The 18,848-nt window shown below is 39.5% G+C and carries 18 protein-coding genes and 4 tRNA genes; 14 read left to right on the top strand and 8 right to left on the bottom strand.

What is annotated here, in order from left to right; all coding sequences use genetic code 11:
- Positions 1 to 145: 145 nt before the first annotated feature.
- On the bottom strand, positions 146 to 1,363 hold the full coding sequence (gene mtnK / locus H5115_RS18905; RefSeq protein WP_182756796.1) for an S-methyl-5-thioribose kinase: 1,218 nt from the start codon (positions 1,361 to 1,363) through the stop codon (positions 146 to 148).
- Positions 1,364 to 1,491: 128 nt separating this feature from the next.
- Between mtnK and mtnA the strand changes: the two genes are divergently transcribed.
- Positions 1,492 to 2,517 carry an S-methyl-5-thioribose-1-phosphate isomerase gene (mtnA, locus tag H5115_RS18900; RefSeq protein WP_182756794.1) on the top strand — a complete coding sequence of 342 codons (1,026 nt, stop codon included), beginning with the start codon at positions 1,492 to 1,494 and terminating at the stop codon, positions 2,515 to 2,517.
- 63 nt (positions 2,518 to 2,580) lie between these two features.
- On the opposite strand, the gene H5115_RS18895 is transcribed toward mtnA, so the two are convergent.
- From H5115_RS18895 to H5115_RS18885, 3 genes are read right to left on the bottom strand one after another with little or no spacing between them, the layout of a single operon-like run.
- Positions 2,581 to 3,123 (bottom strand): acireductone dioxygenase, encoded by a 543-nt coding sequence (locus tag H5115_RS18895; protein WP_182756791.1) that lies wholly within the window; start codon positions 3,121 to 3,123, stop codon positions 2,581 to 2,583.
- Entirely contained in the window at positions 3,120 to 3,806 is a 687-nt protein-coding gene (gene mtnC / locus H5115_RS18890; RefSeq protein WP_182756789.1) for an acireductone synthase, read from the bottom strand. The genes H5115_RS18895 and mtnC overlap by 4 nt, the downstream gene beginning before the upstream one ends.
- Positions 3,803 to 4,432 (bottom strand): methylthioribulose 1-phosphate dehydratase, encoded by a 630-nt coding sequence (locus H5115_RS18885; RefSeq protein WP_004334937.1) that lies wholly within the window; start codon positions 4,430 to 4,432, stop codon positions 3,803 to 3,805. Before H5115_RS18885 ends, mtnC begins: the two co-directional genes overlap by 4 nt.
- 108 nt (positions 4,433 to 4,540) lie before the next feature.
- Here H5115_RS18885 and H5115_RS18880 point away from each other — a divergent pair, with 108 nt between their 5' ends.
- The 4 genes from H5115_RS18880 to H5115_RS18865 all read left to right on the top strand — a co-directional run bounded on the left by H5115_RS18880 (position 4,541) and on the right by H5115_RS18865 (position 8,549).
- The gene (locus H5115_RS18880; protein WP_182672410.1) at positions 4,541 to 5,683 is read left to right on the top strand and encodes a methionine aminotransferase; all 1,143 of its coding nucleotides are present in this window, start codon (positions 4,541 to 4,543) and stop codon (positions 5,681 to 5,683) included.
- Complete coding sequence (locus tag H5115_RS18875) at positions 5,671 to 6,444, top strand: amidohydrolase (protein ID WP_149601945.1); 774 nt, start codon at positions 5,671 to 5,673, stop codon at positions 6,442 to 6,444. Before H5115_RS18880 ends, H5115_RS18875 begins: the two co-directional genes overlap by 13 nt.
- Before the next feature lie 76 nt (positions 6,445 to 6,520).
- Entirely contained in the window at positions 6,521 to 7,936 is a 1,416-nt protein-coding gene (locus H5115_RS18870; protein WP_182756787.1) for a mannose-1-phosphate guanylyltransferase/mannose-6-phosphate isomerase, read from the top strand.
- On the top strand, positions 7,923 to 8,549 hold the full coding sequence (locus tag H5115_RS18865) for a hypothetical protein (RefSeq protein ID WP_259396447.1): 627 nt from the start codon (positions 7,923 to 7,925) through the stop codon (positions 8,547 to 8,549). The genes H5115_RS18870 and H5115_RS18865 overlap by 14 nt, the downstream gene beginning before the upstream one ends.
- 40 nt (positions 8,550 to 8,589) lie before the next feature.
- Here the strand turns inward: H5115_RS18865 and H5115_RS18860 are convergent, their stop codons facing one another.
- From H5115_RS18860 to H5115_RS18850, 3 genes are all read right to left on the bottom strand, one after another.
- Positions 8,590 to 10,746, bottom strand: a complete 2,157-nt coding sequence (locus H5115_RS18860) for a response regulator (RefSeq protein ID WP_182756785.1) — start codon at positions 10,744 to 10,746, stop codon at positions 8,590 to 8,592.
- Between the two features lie 166 nt (positions 10,747 to 10,912).
- Positions 10,913 to 11,569: a response regulator transcription factor gene (locus tag H5115_RS18855; RefSeq protein WP_004334929.1), complete on the bottom strand. Its 657-nt coding sequence runs from the start codon at positions 11,567 to 11,569 to the stop codon at positions 10,913 to 10,915.
- Positions 11,570 to 11,788: 219 nt separating this feature from the next.
- Positions 11,789 to 12,157: a histidine triad nucleotide-binding protein gene (locus tag H5115_RS18850; protein WP_004334923.1), complete on the bottom strand. Its 369-nt coding sequence runs from the start codon at positions 12,155 to 12,157 to the stop codon at positions 11,789 to 11,791.
- 92 nt (positions 12,158 to 12,249) lie between these two features.
- Here H5115_RS18850 and H5115_RS18845 point away from each other — a divergent pair, with 92 nt between their 5' ends.
- A complete protein-coding gene (locus tag H5115_RS18845; RefSeq protein WP_182756783.1) occupies positions 12,250 to 12,849 on the top strand; it encodes a DUF2057 domain-containing protein in 600 nt (199 codons plus the stop codon).
- A gap of 58 nt (positions 12,850 to 12,907) precedes the next feature.
- On the opposite strand, the gene H5115_RS18840 is transcribed toward H5115_RS18845, so the two are convergent.
- Positions 12,908 to 14,749 (bottom strand): M1 family metallopeptidase, encoded by a 1,842-nt coding sequence (locus H5115_RS18840; RefSeq protein WP_182675545.1) that lies wholly within the window; start codon positions 14,747 to 14,749, stop codon positions 12,908 to 12,910.
- A 143-nt stretch (positions 14,750 to 14,892) separates the two neighbouring features.
- Between H5115_RS18840 and murB the strand changes: the two genes are divergently transcribed.
- From murB to H5115_RS18800, 8 genes are all read left to right on the top strand, one after another.
- On the top strand, positions 14,893 to 15,900 hold the full coding sequence (murB, locus tag H5115_RS18835; protein WP_182756780.1) for a UDP-N-acetylmuramate dehydrogenase: 1,008 nt from the start codon (positions 14,893 to 14,895) through the stop codon (positions 15,898 to 15,900).
- Positions 15,900 to 16,892, top strand: coding sequence for a bifunctional biotin--[acetyl-CoA-carboxylase] ligase/biotin operon repressor BirA (gene birA, locus H5115_RS18830; protein ID WP_024606311.1), 993 nt, complete (start codon positions 15,900 to 15,902; stop codon positions 16,890 to 16,892). Before murB ends, birA begins: the two co-directional genes overlap by 1 nt.
- Entirely contained in the window at positions 16,889 to 17,599 is a 711-nt protein-coding gene (locus H5115_RS18825) for a type III pantothenate kinase (protein WP_182756779.1), read from the top strand. The genes birA and H5115_RS18825 overlap by 4 nt, the downstream gene beginning before the upstream one ends.
- Before the next feature lie 126 nt (positions 17,600 to 17,725).
- Positions 17,726 to 17,801 (top strand) — tRNA-Thr (locus H5115_RS18820).
- Positions 17,802 to 17,841: 40 nt separating this feature from the next.
- Positions 17,842 to 17,926: transfer RNA gene (locus H5115_RS18815), tRNA-Tyr, on the top strand.
- A 44-nt stretch (positions 17,927 to 17,970) separates the two neighbouring features.
- Positions 17,971 to 18,045 (top strand) — tRNA-Gly (locus H5115_RS18810).
- Positions 18,046 to 18,056: 11 nt separating this feature from the next.
- Positions 18,057 to 18,132: transfer RNA gene (locus H5115_RS18805), tRNA-Thr, on the top strand.
- A gap of 129 nt (positions 18,133 to 18,261) precedes the next feature.
- Positions 18,262 to 18,848: GTP-binding protein (locus tag H5115_RS18800; protein ID WP_182756777.1), on the top strand; the 587-nt coding region annotated here is incomplete at its 3' end.

Genomic DNA, 18,848 nt, shown 5'->3' with positions numbered 1-18,848 from the left:
GTATGTTCGTTAATCATAATGTGCCCTCAAACAAGATTTGAAGATCTGATCATGAAATTGAGATTTAGTTCAAAAAAATCCCCGCTAATTTCTTAGCAGGGATTTGTGTATAAGAGACAGCTTATAGCGCCTTTTTTAATGCTTTTTAGTTTAATTGGCTTATCAGTAAACTAAAGAATGCTTCTTTGTTGTTGCATGTTTGTGCATTTAAAATAAGTTGCTCGCCTAGTGCTAATGTTTGTTTTTGCACTGTAAGGCGCGCATTGTCATCACTAATACTATCTATATCGCTTACGTGCGCAAGCCCAATAGTGCGCCTAATTAACTCAGCACCACAGTAACCAACAGCATCTTGTAATACGTTTTTCATAAAGTATTGCGCATAGCCTACTGGCGCTAATGATTCATCTTTTGTTTTAGTGCGTATTAATTCAAGCCATTGCTGCTCAAATAAACTATAGGTGTCTACGATACAGCTAAGTAAATGTGTTTGGTAATTGCGACGTGCTACAAAGTCTTCAATATGACCTGCTTGTGCGCAGTAATTTAATAGTAAATTACCAATAAAAGAGCCAATATCGAACCCAACAGGACCAAAAAAACCAAACTCCGGGTCAATCATCTTTGTATTATTACAATCAACAAAAATGCTACCGCTGTGCATATCACCATGAAGTAATGTTTGCGGCTTAGATAAAAAATTAGCTTTTAATTTTGCTATTTCTAACTTTAATGCGCTGTTTTTTTGTATTGCATCAACTTCGCTTTGTAGTTGATCTGGGTAGTTATTGCGTTCGTGCCCAATGTACGGGTCGCTAAAAAATAAGTCTTCAGTGATTTGGCAAAGCTCAGGATTAGTAAATTGGCTAACGAGCGCTTTTTTAGTTTGCGCGGTTAAGTGAAAATCTGAGTTATAAAAACCGGTGTGGCTTAAGTAGGTAGCTACATGCTGTGCCAATTTAGGAAATTGCTCTGCATTATTTTGTGCAGTACGCAATATTTGTAAATTACCTAAATCTTCTAAAATAGTCAGGGCTTGTATTTCACTATAATGTAAAACATTAGCAGTATAAGTAGGGCAAATAGCACCATGGTTAAGTAAAACTTGCGCTTCTATACGGGCTCTATCAAGTGTTAATGGCCACGACTCACCCACGCAACGCGCGTAAGGCAGAGCTTGCTTTAAAATAACACTATTGTTTTGCTCATCAGTAATTCTAAATACTAAATTAAGATTGCCATCACCAAACTCATATGCCGATAAGGTTTGTCCGGAATCAAAAAAATTACATTGTTTAGATTCAATTAATGTCGATACGTAATCGATAGCGCGCTGTGCATTAAAAGCAACATACTTAGTCATGGTTTAAATCTCAAAATCAGCTTTTAAGCATTCTATACTTTTAAATGTTTAGATGTCTACAAGTCTAACTTGAGAGTTATTCAAAGTGGTGTAAAATAACGTTACGCATTTTTAATACCTTAAGCATTATGCAAAACTTAATCGCAAGCAGTTTAAAATATGAAAACGGGTCGCTTAGTGTGCTCGACCAATATTTACTACCTCACCAGCAGGTATGGCATCAGTGCCATGATGTAGAAACCATGAAAGAGCTGATCATTAACTTAAAAGTGCGTGGAGCCCCACTTATTGGTTTAGGCGCGAGCTTGTTAGTGGCGTATTTAGCTGAGCAAGGGGTAGTGAAAAGTGAGCTTGAAAAAGCAATCAATGAACTAGAAGCCACTCGTCCAACGGCGGTTAATTTAATGCATTGTATGGCGGCATTGCGAAAAGCTTTAACGCAAAGCGATTATGTTGCCGGTATTGTTAGTACTGCTGAGCGGTTGTTTATTGAAGATATTGAGCTGTGTGAACGAATGGCAAATCGTGGTGCCGAGCTTATAAATAGTGGCGACAACATATTAACTCATTGTAATACAGGGGCGCTTGCAACCGCTGGTATTGGTACTGCACTGGGTGTTATTTACAAAGCGCAGCAAAAACATGGCAACGTACATGTGTGGGTTGATGAAACACGACCATTATTACAAGGCGGCCGCTTAACGGCCTTTGAGCTTGAGCGCTGGGAAATACCGTACACATTAATTTGCGATAATATGGCGGCAAGTTTAATGGCTGCAGGTAAGGTGGATAAAATAGTAGTAGGGGCTGATCGTATTGCTGCCAATGGTGATTTTGCCAATAAAGTGGGCACCTATAATTTAGCCGTACTTGCGTATTTTCATAACATTCCATTTTATGTAGTTGCGCCTATTACCACGCTTGATACCAACACCGCGTGTGGTGATGATATAGAAATAGAGCAACGTAATCCTCAAGAAGTGCGCGGAGTTAGCGGTAGCTTTGGCGAGGCTTTATGGGCGCCCATCAATGCTAATGTATATAACCCTGCATTTGATATAACGCCGGCAAAACTGGTCACAGGGTGGGTGTTAGATACAGGTGTGTATAACCAAAGTCAGGTAGAAAATGGCGATCTCATAAAGCTTAAGTAACTTCGCGATATTTTTGGTCCACGTTATGTTTATTAGTGTGGACCAAGGTTGTGAATGAATAACTTACGATAATAGCGGAAATTGCTCTGCAATAGACGAGTCAGTGCTTTTTGCCACCCAGCCCTCTGTATTGTTAAATAAGCGAATGGCAGTAAACTCAGGGTCGCTTCCCATATCAAACCAATGCGGGGTAAGTTCAGGCACTGAAATTAAATCGCCTTGTTGGCAAAGTACCTGATAAACCTTATTGCCTAAATGTAGGCAAAATAGTCCTTGGCCTTTTACAAAAAAACGCACTTCGTCTTCACTATGGGTATGTTCAAATAAAAACTTTTTGCGCAGCTCTGATGCGCCAAGATTACCTTTAGCTAGAGATATAACGTCTACTGTTTGATAGCCATTTTCAGTTTTTAACCGATCTATATCGTTTTTGTACGCACTAATAATTTGCTCATGGGTGGTGTGCTCATTAATATCTGCATTTGCTTGCCACTGTTCAAAACGTACGTTTACTTTAGCTAGTTGCTTTGCAATATCATCAGCATTTGATGTGCTTACAAGTGCTTTGCTTGCATCGTTGTCAGCATATACTGTTAATTGGCTCATACTAATTGCTCCAATTTAAATTGGCTAAAGTCATTAATATAAGGGTGAGCTTTAGTGCTTGCTTGCCCATCACGAATTAAATGTAGTGTTTTTAAGCCTGCAGCTTGCGCGGCATCAAGCTCGCCGGCTACATCACTTAAAAAGAGTATTTCTGCTGCTTTAAACGGTAACAGCTCCACAATGGTGTTATAGGCCATTTGCTCTTGTTTTGCGCCAACTTTGGTGTCAAAAAAGTCAGTAAACAAGCTGCGAATGTCACCATAATCACTGTATTTAAAAAGTAGCTGCTGCGCTTTTACTGACCCTGACGAGTACACATATAAAGTAATATCGTTGTTGTGTTGAGCTTGTAAAAAATCAAATGCATCTGGGTATAAATGACCTTTAAAATCACCGTGTTCATACCCTGTTTGCCAAATTAAGCCTTGTAATTGCTTAAGTGGAGTGATTTTTTTATCTTCATCAATCCAGGTAAGTAAAGTGCTAATGACTTCTTCAATATCGGCGTTTGGCTTTTCGATAAGCGCTTTTACGGCACTAATTTGCTCAGCTACATCTGGCTTATTAGCATTGGCACGTACAAAGGTAGGTAACTGTTTTGCTGCGTAAGGAAACAACACCTCTTTAACAAACGAGATACGGGTTATTGTGCCTTCGATGTCGGTTAAAATGGCTTTAATCATTTAGTTACTCCCGCTTGAATACCTATTATTTTTAGGCGCTCTAGTTCGCAGCTAAATAAAAATTCTAAAGCTTCTAGGTGGCGACGAACTTCATCAATATTACGTCCTACTGCATATAAGCCATGGCCACGTATCAGTACGCCGTGCTCTATAGGTGTATGTAAATGATGGTCACTAACCAGCAGGCTTAATCGGTCAATATCTTGATCGTTATCGAAAATAGGAATGCTCAGCGTTTCTAAATGCGAAGTAAAGCCGCTCAGTGCTTTTTGCATTTCATAGCCTGTTAAATCAAGCTGATGCCCTTGGGTAATTTGCGACAGTACGGTAGCGGCTACAGAGTGAGTATGCAAAACACACTGCGCATCAGGTATAAGCTGATACAAACTTAGGTGTAACTGTGTTTCTGCCGATGGTTTTACAGCTCCTGCTAGGCGCTCGCCTTGGTGATCTAATTGCAAAAAATGCTCTTGTGTCAGTGAGCCTTTATCGTGCCCACTTGCTGTAACAACAAAGCCAGTGCTAGTACGAGCTGAAAAGTTTCCGCCTGTTGCGGGTACCCAGCCTTTTTGGCTAACCCATTTTCCGGCTTCAATAAGTTGTGAAATAGCGGTATTGTTTTGCATACATTCCTCACTAATGAGCGTAAAGTTAATTATTTTTAGACGGCTATACTTCTGTTTTAAGCAATGATAGCATCGCTTTAAGCGCAAAACCATCATTAAGGGCATTACGTGTTTGAAAGTAAATTACCAAATTTAGGCGTTAGTATATTTAGCCAAATGAGTGGGTTGGCTAATGAGTTTTCGGCAATTAATCTCTCTCAAGGCTTTCCTGAGTTTGATGCTCCTGATCTTTTAAAAACGCAGTTAAATTATTATGTGCAGCAGGGCGTTAATCAATATTCACCTTCAAGTGGTGTACCACGATTACAGCAACAAATTGCTGATTTAGCAAAGCGCAAATATGCAGCTGATATAAACGCGGCTGATCAAGTGACTGTTACCTCGGGTGCAACAGAGGCATTGTTTGTGGCTATTCAAACAATTGTACGCCCAAATGATGAAGTGATTGTATTTGACCCTGCATATGACTCTTACCAACCGGCAATTGAACTCGCTGGTGGAAAGTCGGTACACATTGCTTTAAGTGCGCCAAATTACACTATTGATTGGCAAGTAGTAAGCCAAGCTATTACTAAAAATACCCGTGCAATTATTATTAATACGCCTCATAACCCAAGCGGTAAAATATTACAGCCACAAGATATAAAAGCGCTTAAAGAGTTAGTTGGTACTCACAATTTGTATGTAATAAGCGATGAGGTATATGAGCACATTACATTTGATGAACAACCGCATTTAAGCGTATTACGCGATGATGAATTATTTGCCAAAAGCTTTGTTGTATCGAGTTTTGGTAAAACGTTTCACAGCACGGGCTGGAAAATGGGTTACTGTATTGCACCTGCTGATTTAGCTGTCGAATTTAGAAAAATTCATCAGTACGTTACGTTTTCAAGTTTTACCCCCGCACAGCATGCGCTTGCCGATATGCTCGAGCAGCAAGGTGAGCATATAGATGAGCTAAGCGGGTTTTATCAGCAAAAACGCGACTTATTAGCGAGTCATTTAAGTAACAGCCGTTTTAAAATTCTACCTAGCCAAGGCACTTACTTTTTATTGTTAGATTACAGCGATGTATCGGATTTAAACGATGTTGAATTTTGCCATTGGTTAGTTGAGCAAGCCGGTGTTGCGGCTATTCCGTTAAGTGTTTTTTATCAAAATCCACCAACCGACAAAGTAATTCGTTTATGCTTTGCTAAAAACGACAACACTCTCATAGAGGCTGCGCAAATATTATGTCAACTTTAACCATTACAGCATTGCAAAGCTCGCTTTATTGGCTTGATAAAGATGCTAATTTAGCCATGTTTAATAAGCAGCTTGAAGCAATTACGCATCAGCCCGATCTTATTTTACTGCCCGAAACATTCTCGACTGGCTTTGCCATTAATTTAGATTGTGCAGAGCCTGAAAACGGTAAAGTACTGACGTGGTTAAAGGCACAGGCTCATAAACATAATGCGGTTATTGCCGGTTCGGTACTTGTTGCACAAGGCGATAAAAAAGCGAATCGGTTTTATTGGGTAAAACCCGATGGTGAGGTGAGTTATTACGATAAGCGCCATTTATTTCGCTTAGGCAGCGAGGGCGATTATGTTGTAGCAGGGCAAGCGCGCAAAGTTTTTGAAATCAATGGTTTTAAACTATTACCGCAAGTATGCTATGACCTGCGCTTTCCGGTATTTCAACGTAATAATAACGACTACGATGTAATGATAAACGTAGCAAATTGGCCTGCTGTACGCCGCCATATTTGGGATACGTTACTTATGGCGCGTGCAATGGAAAACCTGTGTTACGTAGTAGGTGTTAATCGTGTGGGTGACGACGGTAATGGTGTGGCGCACAATGGCGGTACGGCAGTATACGACTTCAAAGGCGATGCGTTAACTAAAGCGCAAGATAACACTGAGCAACTAGTTACTATCACGCTTGAAAAAGCGCCACTGGATGAGTTTAAAGCAGCGTTTCCTGCCTATTTAGATGCAGACTCTTTTACATTAATATAAACACGTTAATTTAGCTAAGAGCCAATAAGGTGTTAAAATAGTCGCTGATATTTTTTGTTGGCGGCTAATTTACGTTATGAATACTTTAATCACTCCTGTAATTTTAGCTGGAGGCATAGGCTCTCGCTTGTGGCCGCTTTCTCGCCAAGCAATGCCGAAACAATTTTTACCGCTACTAAATGAAAGCACGTCATTGCTGCAAAGTACGTTGGCGCGTGTTTCTAATGAGTTGTTTGATAATGCTATTTTAGTGTGTAATGAGCAGCACCGATTTATTGCCGCCGAGCAAGTTGAAAGCTCAACTCCTACTGCATTATTACTCGAACCCACAGGTAAAAATACCGCGCCTGCCATCGCATTAGCCGCCCACTATGCACTGCAAAATGGGATTACCGGCCCGCTATTAGTGATGCCTGCCGATCATCATATTAAAAACTTTGATGTATTAACGGCTAAGCTCCCTGAAGCTGTAAAACTTGCCGAGCAAGGAAAGCTAGTGACGTTTTCGATTACTCCTACAGAGCCTCATACTGGCTATGGTTATATAAAACAAGGCGCAGTTATTGCCGGTACAGGTTGTTACGATGTTGCACAATTTAAAGAAAAGCCTGACGTAGATACAGCGAACTGTTATTTAACCCAAGGTGGTTATAGCTGGAATAGCGGCATGTTTTTATTTACCCCTGCGGCTTATTTAAAAGAGCTAGAACGGTTTGCGCCAAAAATAGCAACGAGTGTCGCTGCAGCGGCGCAATTCACCAAAGATTTAGGGTTTACCCGCCCAAGCAATAGTGCGCTTGAGCACTGCCCAAGCGATTCAATTGATTACGCCATTTTAGAGCGCAGTAATAACGTAGTTGTTATGCCTGTTGATTTAAAATGGAGTGATGTAGGTAGTTTTTCATCCCTTGATGCGCTTACAAAAAAAGATGAAAACGGTAATAGCTTAAATGCTAATTATATGGCTCAAAAAAGCACTAATAACTTAGTTATTAACGAGGCTGAGCACACTATTGCCACGCTTGGAGTAAGCAATTTAGCAATTATTCATACTCATGATGCCACGTTAATTGCAAACCAAAATGAGCTAGATTCTTTGCCTTTGTTGCTTAAGAAAATTGCTACAACACAGACCGATAAACTTAATCATCATCAAGTGGTTTTTCGCCCATGGGGGAATTACCGTACTTTGGTTGAAGGCACTGGCTTTAAAGTTAAAAAAATTACTGTTAACAGCGGTGCTAAGCTTTCGACGCAGCGCCATCAGCATCGTGCTGAACATTGGGTTGTGGTTTCGGGTATTGCAAATGTATGTATTGATAAGCAAGCGTATACGCTAACGCACGACCAATCGTGTTATATCGCGGCTAAGCAAATTCATAGCTTGGCTAATAATCAAAAAGAGCGGTTAATTGTCATTGAAGTGCAAACCGGTACTGTACTTGATGAAAGCGATATAGAGCGATTTGATGATAAATATGGAAGGGGTTAAAAATAAAATTCATGCCAAAAAGGACGTTTCAATATTAATGAGTAAAGTCATTTATAAAATCACACCTGACGTGAATCATTATCGAGTCATATTTCCTGATGATGAAACTTTATGTGAATCTGAGTTATGGAAACCTAATACTTCTACAAAAGAGTCTACACTGATAAATTTTAGTGCCCATTATAATAATGAAAAAGAGACGCCGATAGGTGATATGACAGCAATAAATTTACAGGGTCTTGCTATAAGGGATCATGTAGCAAATGAATTGGCAGATATTTTTGAAGATTCGGGAGAGTTACTGCCTTTCCATGTCGGTGATGATAATTGGTACTTTTATAATGTCACTCGAAAAATAGAGGGTATATTAAATGTTGAGATGAGTACTTTTATGCTGCCAAGTTTAAATATCGGATTACAAAAAGCGGTGTTCAAAAAAGAAAAACTACCAAAGCATAGCTGCATATTTAAAATGCCAGAAGACCGATTTGAAGGCACTTACGTTTTTGACTCTCGTGTAAATGATAAAGATATTACTTTAAACCTATTTTGTGCCTTGCAAGCCCATGGCTTTACTGGGCTTAGCTTTGAAGAGGTTGCGAGGTTTGATTAACCTAAAATAAAATTTAAAAAACTTAAACGCTTTTTTAATTTCACTCTAACTGTCCTCGCACAAACTTTAAATATTGCTCTAAGCTGCGTTGCCACAGATCTAGCGCTTCATCAAGCATATCGTTATGTGGCTTTTTATCGAGTAAACGGCGCTCTATTTTTTTAAGCTCAATACCATAGCGATTAAAACCAAGTTGCAGAGCGGTACTTGCTTGGCGATGTAAAAGCTTAATGCATTGCTCTGGTTGCTGGTCAATAAGCTTTTGACAGCGAATTAGCTTGTTACGCGCTGAAAGCACAAATTCATTATAAATTGAAGACACTTCATCTTCACTAAATGAGCTGGTGAGTGTTTCGGCCGCTGTTTTGTCATACAAGGTATCAATAAGTTCTACTGCAATACTCGCAGTTTGATTAGATTGAGAGTCGCTAAGTGCTTGGCGAAGCTTTTTATGCTTAATAGGCTTGCCTACAATGTCTTTTATTCCTAATTCTAAATACTCTTTTACTTCGTCAGGGCTAAGGCTTGCAGTAAATGCGAGTACTGGCGTTCGTTGATTTTTATGATCTATGCGTTTTAGTCGTTTAAGTACTTCTTGGCCTGTTAAATCAGGTAGGTTCATATCAAGCAAAACAACATCGAAGTGGTGAGCTTGCATGAGCTCTATGGCGCTTTTTCCATCTTTTGCGAGCTTAATTTTGTGTTCATCGTCGGCCATAAATTCTATAGCAATTTTTTGATTTAAATCTAAATCTTCAACCAGTAATACATCAAGACCTGTTAAGTAATCTTTAGTTTGATGGCGCTGCTCTACAAGGCTTAATTCACCTAAAGTAAAAGTAACTGTAAAGCTAAATACACTACCAGTACCAAGCTGGCTGGCTATTTCGAGTCGGCTACTGAGCTTTTCAAGCAGGCGGCTAGTAATAGCTAAACCAAGGCCGGTTCCGCCTTTTTCTTTTCCTGCGCTACTTTGTACATAAGGTTCTGTTAAGTAGGCTATCTCATCATTTTCTATACCTGGTCCTGAATCTTTGACACTAATTTTTATCGTGTGCTCAAGTTGTTTTTCTAATACTAAATCAACCTGAATTTTAACGGTTCCGTGATCTGTAAATTTAATAGCGTTACCGACTAAATTAATAATTATTTGTCTAAGTTTTTGTTGGTCGCAGTAATAACAGGCTTGCTCAGGAATATTATAGATAAGCTCAAATTTTAGCTGCTTTTGCTCGGCCATTGGGCTTAGTAATAAACATAAATTATTAAGCCATGTTTTAAATTCTACATCTTCTTCGTAAAGCGCTTCGTCACTTTGATCTAGGCTCGCGTAATCAAGGACCTTATCTACCAATAAATTAAGTGATTCGGCAGAATTTATAATTGCCTCGCAATAGGCTTTATTGCGGGTATCACTTGTTTGGTTCATAACAAGTTGGGCGCTGCCTAAAATACCGTTTAGTGGGGTGCGAATTTCGTGGCTTATTGTTGATAAAAAGAGCCCGCGTATTTCTAAGTCTTTTTGTGCTTTATCGGCGAGTTTATTGAGGTGCTGCTCTCTGCGCTCATTACATAATAAGGCCATACCTGCAGCATAAAACATGGGCGCAATTACCCCGTTTAAAAATAATAAAGAGCTAAACCAGCCGTTTACTAAAAGATTTTTTTGTTCAATGTTATTCATAAATAACGAGCGGCCAATAAAGCTCAAAGCAACAAGCGTTAAAATGGTTATGTATACAATGCTGCCATTAGGATAGGGTTTGCGCGCGTACTTAATAAATATAAAGAGTAAAAAACCGGCTTCTGCTATGTGCTGTATATCGGATGCAATCACTCTTTCGTGTAAAGATGGGTCAAAAAAGGTGTAATAGCCAAGCATTACAGTGCAAAAAGCGGTCACTGAGCAAAGTAATTTAAAACCAATGCCGTGATAATTTAAAAACTGACTGAGCGATAAACAATGCACTATTGATGCGGCAAACATCATGCTACTGGCAGCGCTAATAATTACTAAGTTATGTGTATCACCAACAAGCGTAAAACCAATAACAGAGCCTAATAGCAATATGGGATAGAAAATGTATAGCAGCGTGCCCGATATTTGTTTGTTCGTTCGCCATGTTAAAAAGTTAAGTAAGGTCATTACAACCATGATGGCGATGCTGGCAAAATAAAGAGTGAAAGAGTCGAGCATTAATATTCCAGCAAAGTAGTTTTAAACTAAGATTATCAAAAGTATACACTTATACCAATTATCAAAACAGATCACTTAGGCAAGCAAATTGGTATTCAATAAGTGTGTAACACATACAAAAACAGACACCTAAGTGTCTGTTTTTAATTTTAAACTAAATATATGATTAACGAATTTCATCAGGGATATTTTGTTGTGCCCAAGATAGGAGCTCAATACGGTTACGACATTTAGTTTTTCTAAATGCGCTATATAAATGTGTTTTAACTGTGTGTGGACTGATACTTAAATCTTCTGCGATTTCTTTATTCTTCGAACCTTTACTCATTAGTGAGATTATTGCTTTTTCTCGCTTAGTAAGTTTAACAGGCTCAATATCGCCTTCGGTTAGTTTATGCAGCGCATCTTTATTAAATTGCAGCATACGATTTAATGCATTACACATAATATCGCGACGGTACCAAAGCTGATCTTCAAGTAGTAAGCGAATACCTTTCATCAATACATCGGCGTTATCTGTTGTGTAAAATACGCCACGAATACCGCTCAACAATGCACGATTAGCAAGCTCAGGGTTTTCGTCTAGATTAAATAATATGATATCGCATTTAATACGTAGGTTTACTAGTTGTTCTTTTAGTTTTCCCCATGCATCCTTGCTAGATGTTTCGATAAACAAAAGTCGAGTCCCTTCAGGTATATCTAAAATATTAGTACCCGTGGTTACGTCAAGGCCTTGCGTTTTTAACAAAGGTTCTAAAACGTTAATACCAATAGTGTTAATTGGCTCTTGATCTAATAACAAAAAGGCTGAACTGCTCATGTTTTTATACTCTTTTATAAAGCTGACTGTTTAAGTTTATCACGACTTCCGCACCTTTTGTATTAGAAAGTCGCTGAAGCACTCAATAACAAATACGATTTTACGATTATTTAAACATAAAATGTTGCAAATAAGTAACTATTTATTCTTTATAACCATGAAAAATCATAACATTTGTAATTAGTTGGTTGAGCAGAATAGTTAGATAAAAATCTTTAATTAATTTACTTTTTTTACATTTTGGTAAGGTGGCCATCCCATTTCTTTACCGCCAAGCATATGTAAATGTATGTGATAAACGGTTTGTCCACCATGTTCGTTACAGTTCATGACTACGCGGTATCCGTCCTCAGCAAAATTGTGTTGCTTAGCTAATTTTGCCGCAACAACGTATAAATTGCCTACTAAATGTGAGTTTTCAGGGTTTATATCATTTATAGTAGCAATTGCTTTTTTTGGAATAATTAACACGTGAAATGGTGCTTGTGGGTTTATATCTTTAAATGCGAGGGTGTCTTCATCTTCGTAGACAATGTCGGCCGGAATTTCACGATTAATTATTTTGGTAAAAATAGTCTCTTGGCTCATAGTGTGTTCCTAATTAAGTGTTATGAATTTTAAGCTCACTAATGACAAACTTTCAAAGCAGTGTCAAACTGAAATCAAATAAAGGAGTTAATATGCTTAAACCAATTTTAATAAGTAGTGCAGTTGCATTACTACTTAGTTTTTCGGCTAATGCTGAAAACATTCACTTTCCAGAAGAAATTGTACCACTACAAGTGGGCGATAAAATGCTAGAAAGCTCTTTGTTTAGCCGTATTGATGATGTAGAGCTTGCGCCAGGAACTTACCAGCTTAGGCTAAAATATACCGATTTATATGAAGATGATTATGACACGCATGAAGTTGTGGAGTCGGAACCATTTTGGGTAAGTGTAACTGTTGAAGCAGGTAAAGATTATACCTTAGTGTTTAATCGTGCTGAAAATGCAGTATCTGCAAAAGTATTTGCAGAAGCACCACAAGTTAGTTTAAAAGCAAAAAGTAGCGCTGTTGCTAAGCCTTTAAGTGTTATTTCTAACACGCAGCTAGTAAGCAATAAACCGGTAATGCAAAATACAATGCCTGCAGGACCTTCTCGTCCTAGTCAGCCAATAAAGCCGATAGCACCCATTACAGGTAAAGGCATGCCAAGTGCGCCGCAAATGCTTGATTTTTGGTGGCAACAAGCCACAACTGAAGAGCGTAAGGCTTTTTTAGAAAAAGTGACAAAGTAGAAAAATAGCAAAACAAAAGGGCCAAATTTGGCCCTTTTTAGTTTCTAGTTAACGCTATTTATTCAAATAATGCGTCAATAGTACCTTGTGCAAGAGGGTGATACCCAGGGCGTGCTTTTAAGTACACGCTTTGTGCCCACTCTTTTTTACCGTTAGTGATGAGTGATTTATATAACGGTACAATTAACTTACGACGGCCAATGCCTGATAAGTGCTTATCAAGTGCAGGGTAAATTGGTTGATAACCATTTCCTACTGCTAGCATAAACCAAGCAAATGCACGTTCAGCATTAGTTGACTGTGTTAGGTTAAATTCTGAGTCAAGCTCTACCATGTGCTCTTGGCTTAAATCACGTGGTAAGTTATTTAAAAAGTGTAGCCACTCATGCACAGACCAATCAGCTGTTGGCAGTTGAGCTGCAGTTGTGTCGCCTTTTAGCCATGCTGCTGTTGCAGTATCTACTTTATCAAATGCATCAGAAGTAGGGTTTGGCGCATCATTTGGTAATCCAGGTTCAAAAATCCATTCGTTTACTTTATCCATGCTTACAACACCAGGATACTTTTCAATTAAGTTAGCTTTTAAGTAAGTAACAAATTGCGCGGTAGTAAGTGATTTAAACGAAAACTCTTTAAAGTACGCTTTTACAAACGGGTCAAACTTATCGCGACCATATTTGTTTTCTAGGTAAATTAAAAATAATTGACCTTTAGTGTAAGGCACTGAACTGAATGCATCGTCTGGGTCGCGGCCGTTAAGTTTTAAATTAAGGCGTGTATCTGGTGCATCAATTGTTTTAAGTTGTGCGCGTAAAGACGCTGAATCAAGTGCTTGTTCCATAACCGCACGGTCACGGCCAAATACTTCTTCCATAATGCGGTTTTCAACGTACGAGGTAAAACCTTCGTTTAACCATAAATCTTCCCACGTTGCGTTAGTTACTAAGTTACCTGACCAAGAATGAGCAAGCTCATGAGCAATAAGGTTAACTAAGCTTTTATCACCGGCAACAACCGTTGGAGTAATAAATGATAAGCGTGGGTTTTCCATGCCACCAAACGGAAAACTTGGTGGTAGCATTAATAAGTCGTAGCGACCCCATGCATATTCGCCGTACATCGCGTTTGTTTTATCGATCATGGCTTGGGTGTCGTCAAATTCAGCAACTGAGGCATCTAAAATTGTCGGTTCAGCAAATATGCCTGTTTGATGCGACATTGCTTTAAATTCTAAGTTACCTGCGCCAATAGCAATTAGGTAAGGTGAAATTGCTTGTGGCATATCAAAAATGTAGTCGCCATCTTTATAAAGCGCATCTTTGTTATCTGCACTCATTACAGCACGTATATCTTTTGGTGTATGAATTCGTGCAGAGTAAGTTACACGCATTGCGGGTGTATCTTGCACTGGGATCCAACTACGTGCATGAATTGCTTGCGATTGGCTGTACATAAATGGATGCGTTTTACTTGCCGTTTGCTCTGGTGTTAACCATTGCAGGCCTGAAGCTTCTGGGCGACTGTTGTAATAAATACGAACTACTTCAGCTTGGTTTTTAAACACAATAGTAAGCTTTGAACCTTTAACGTCATCTCGCTTAGCTAAATCAAAAGTAGCTTTTTTCCAGTTACCGCTTTGATCTTTGTACATTACTTTATCAATGTCTAAGTCGCGGGTATCAAGTACGAGAGTTCTACTTTTGCTGTTGTTCCACTGAAGAGTATGCTCTACAAAACCTTCTAATTGCTTGTCGGCAAAATCGACATCTAAATCAAGGTTTAAGTGAGTAGTAACAACATCATCAAGGTTAGCATACGAGTTTTGGTCAATCGCATTAGCCATTGCTTGCGAACACATACCCGCCATAGCGAGGCTTAAAAAAAGAGGTTTAATTTTCATCATTACTCTGAACACAAATAAAAAAGTGCTGGTTTTATATCACGATTGACACGGCGGGTTGAGTGATTTTTACAATCTAGTGCCACATTTGCGACGATGAGGTAAACTATTGCGATTAGTTACCGGTATTTTTAGAGAGCTTTGTGGCGCATTCATTACACTCCTTACATACATTCGCATTAAACAGCCAATGCCAAAATTTTGTTGAAATTACTCAGCTTGAGCAACTTAAAACGCAAAATTTTAGTGCACCGTTTTGTTTGCTGGGCGAGGGCAGTAATACCGTATTTTTAAATGACTACATGGGTACGGTTATAAAAATAGCTTTAAAAGGTATTAAAATTACCGAGCGCGAGAACGACACACTAATAAGTATTGCCGCAGGCGAAAACTGGCATCAACTAGTTAGCTATTTATTAGAGAAAAATATACCAGGGCTTGAAAATCTAGCACTTATACCGGGCACTGTTGGCGCATCGCCGGTACAAAATATTGGTGCTTATGGCGTTGAGATAGCTAAATTTGTTGAGTTGGTAGAGTACTTTGATATAACCACTAAAACTATGCATTCATTAAATAACGAGCAATGTGAATTTGCTTACAGAGACTCAATATTTAAACATGCCCTTAAAAATAAAGCGGTGATCACGCAAGTACACTTAGCGCTCCCAAAAAAATGGCAACCAGCATTAAGTTATGGCCCTTTGCAGCAGCTCTCAAGCATCACCCCGCAAGCTGTATTCGATCAGGTTATAAAAACGCGTAATAGCAAATTACCTAACCCATATACACTTGCCAATGCGGGCAGCTTTTTTAAAAACCCTATAATAACCAACCAGCAGTTAGCTGAACTATTAAAGCAATTTGCCGATTTACCTCATTACGAATATGGGCAAAGTCATCACAAGGTCGCGGCAGGTTGGTTAATCGATCAAAGTGGTTTAAAAGGGCACCGCGAGGCTGGTATAGAAGTGCATCAACAACAAGCTCTAGTACTTGTTAATCACGGAAATAGTGAAGGCAGCGACCTAATAAAAATGATTAAACACATTCAGCAAGTTGTTTATACGCGTTACAACATTAAGTTAGAGCACGAAGTACGTTTAATGGATGCACGCAGCGAATGCCATATTAACGCGGAGCCTAAGTAATGAAAGCACCTGATGGAAACAAACTCGCTATTTTAAATGCACTCAACCAAGGAGGCTTTGTATCTGGCCAAGCCTTGGGTGAAAAGCTAGGTATTAGCCGAGCTGCGGTAAGTAAACATATTAAAACGTTACAAGAAATGGGCTTGGATATTTTTAAAGTGACTGGCAAAGGCTATTGTTTGAATAGTCAGGTGGGCCTTTTAAATAAAACGCAAATTGATCAGCACTACAAAGCGCTAGGTGCAAATACTGCCGATGTAGAAGTACACCCTATTATTGATTCGACTAACAGCGAGCTTATGCGCCGTATACAGGCCAAAACAGCGCTTGAGTCTGGCACTGTTATTGTTGCTGAAATGCAGCAAGCAGGACGTGGTAGACGCGGCCGTGTTTGGCAGTCCCCATTTGGCGCTAATCTGTATTACAGTTATTTTTGGCGTTTAGATGACGGCTTACAAGCTGCAATGGGCGTATCAATTGCGGTAGGCCTAGCTGTTTATGATGCTATTAAAGCGTTATACCAAGTTGACGTAGAACTTAAGTGGCCTAACGATATTTATATAAATAAGCAAAAACTTGCAGGTGTATTGGTTGAATTAGATGGACAACCGCAAGGACCTTGTCAGTTAGTGATTGGTATCGGTATTAATTTACAAATGCCTGAGAGCTTTAGTCAGCATATAGACCAAGCGTGGACCGACTTAAATCAACATACTCAAAAGCTTGATAAAAACCAACTTGTGGCTTCTCTTACTCACCACTTAGAGCAGCGTTTAGCGCAGTATCGTCAAACAGGCTTGCAAGCTATGTATGAGCAATGGAATTCGCTCAATGCGTTTGCTGGTGAATATGTTGAACTAAACACAGGACACCGAAGTTGGCGTGGAATATGTGAAGGTATTGACGCACAAGGTGGAATACGAATTCGCCAAGACGGGGAAGTAAAAAGTTATTACGGTGGGGAAGTCTCCCTTAGAAAGGCGCAATTATGAGATTATTGATCGACGTAGGAAATACATCATTAAAAGCTGTGTTGTGGCATTACGAGCAAGCACAACCGGCAGATATAAATAACCTGCCTTGGTTGCAAATAACCGAAGTGATTTATGCATGTGTAGGGCGCAGTGATTTACTAAACGATATTCTCGCGCAAGCGGCTAGCAATAATATTATTTGTTTTGAAGCCAAGGTAACCAAAACGCTTGGAGATCTTGTATGCGCTTACGAGCATGTAGCTAACTTAGGCATAGACAGGTGGCTTGCGCTTATAGCTGGATTTACGTTATATCCAAACACAGCATGCATTGTTGTTGATGCGGGGACTGCGACAACAATTGATGTGCTTAGTAGTGAAGGGTTGCATTTAGGTGGCTGGATTTTACCTGGGCTTGATTTAATGACCTCATCACTTACACAAAATACTCAACGTGTTTTTGATGATGGTAAAACTCCATTTACCAATGAACTGGGTAAAAATACGCCTAATGGTTTAAAAAATGGTGCTTTAGTAGCAACCATTGGAGCAATTGAGCAAGCTAAGTTGCACTTAACGGATAAAAAAACAGAGCAAAAAGTACAAATAATTTTTGCTGGTGGCTATGGCTTGCTTTTACAACAGCAATTTGAGGGAAGTATTTTTGATTCATTACTCGTAATGAAGGGGTTAAATTACTGGCACCAGCTAAGCAAAACAACATAAAAAAGTGCAAAAAACGTGTTTTCGCGTGAATATTGAGCATTTAAACTAAAAATTTACACTTTTTTTAATTTTATAGTTGCATCCCAATAAACCTTACTCTAATATCTCGCCCCGTACTAAAGCAGTGCCGACTTAGCTCAGCTGGTAGAGCAACTGACTTGTAATCAGTAGGTCAACCGTTCGACTCGGTTAGTCGGCACCACTTTCCTTTTACCGGAAGTGAATTAGTAGAGAATTATCGTGGAGGGGTTCCCGAGCGGCCAAAGGGATCAGACTGTAAATCTGACGGCTCAGCCTTCGCTGGTTCGAATCCAGCTCCCTCCACCACTTTATTCTTGACGGTTAGAGGTAGTTTAAGAACAGATTTTTATGCGGGCATCGTATAATGGCTATTACCTCAGCCTTCCAAGCTGATGATGCGGGTTCGATTCCCGCTGCCCGCTCCAGTTCTTGTGTTGCTGATATAGCTCAGTTGGTAGAGCGCACCCTTGGTAAGGGTGAGGTCGGCAGTTCGACTCTGCCTATCAGCACCAGTCCTAAGAATCTCCTTGATTACTTCCTTTATCTGTCAGAAAATACTATTTGAAAAAGATTAACTTAATCTACCTTTGGTGGATTATTTTCATATGTAATTTAGATACACAAAACTGATAGGTTCCGTCATGGCAAAAGAAAAGTTTGAACGCGTAAAACCGCACGTAAACGTTGGTACAATCGGCCACGTTGACCACGGTAAAACTACACTAACTGCAGCAATCACTAATGTACTTGCAAAAGTATACGGCGGTGTTGCTAAAGATTTCGCATCAATCGACAACGCTCCAGAAGAGCGCGAACGTGGTATCACTATTTCAACGTCTCACGTTGAATACGATACTCCTACACGTCACTACGCACACGTAGATTGTCCTGGTCACGCCGATTATGTTAAAAACATGATCACTGGTGCTGCTCAAATGGATGGCGCGATCTTAGTAGTTGCTGCGACAGATGGCCCTATGCCACAAACACGTGAGCACATCCTTCTTTCTCGTCAAGTTGGCGTTCCTTACATCGTTGTGTTCATGAACAAATGTGACATGGTTGATGACGAAGAGCTACTTGAACTAGTAGAAATGGAAGTGCGTGAACTTCTTTCTGAATACGATTTCCCAGGTGATGACTTACCTCTAATCGCTGGTTCTGCGCTTAAAGCGTTAGAAGGCGAGAAAGAGTGGGAAGATAAGATTGTTGAGCTTGCAAACGCACT

The sequence above is a fragment of the Pseudoalteromonas sp. SR44-2 genome (genome assembly GCF_014163745.1).
GTDB classification, from domain to species: Bacteria; Pseudomonadota; Gammaproteobacteria; order Enterobacterales; family Alteromonadaceae; genus Pseudoalteromonas; species Pseudoalteromonas distincta.
The sequence above is the reverse complement of the archived record's forward strand: the minus strand, read 5'-3'. Positions and strand labels throughout refer to the sequence as shown.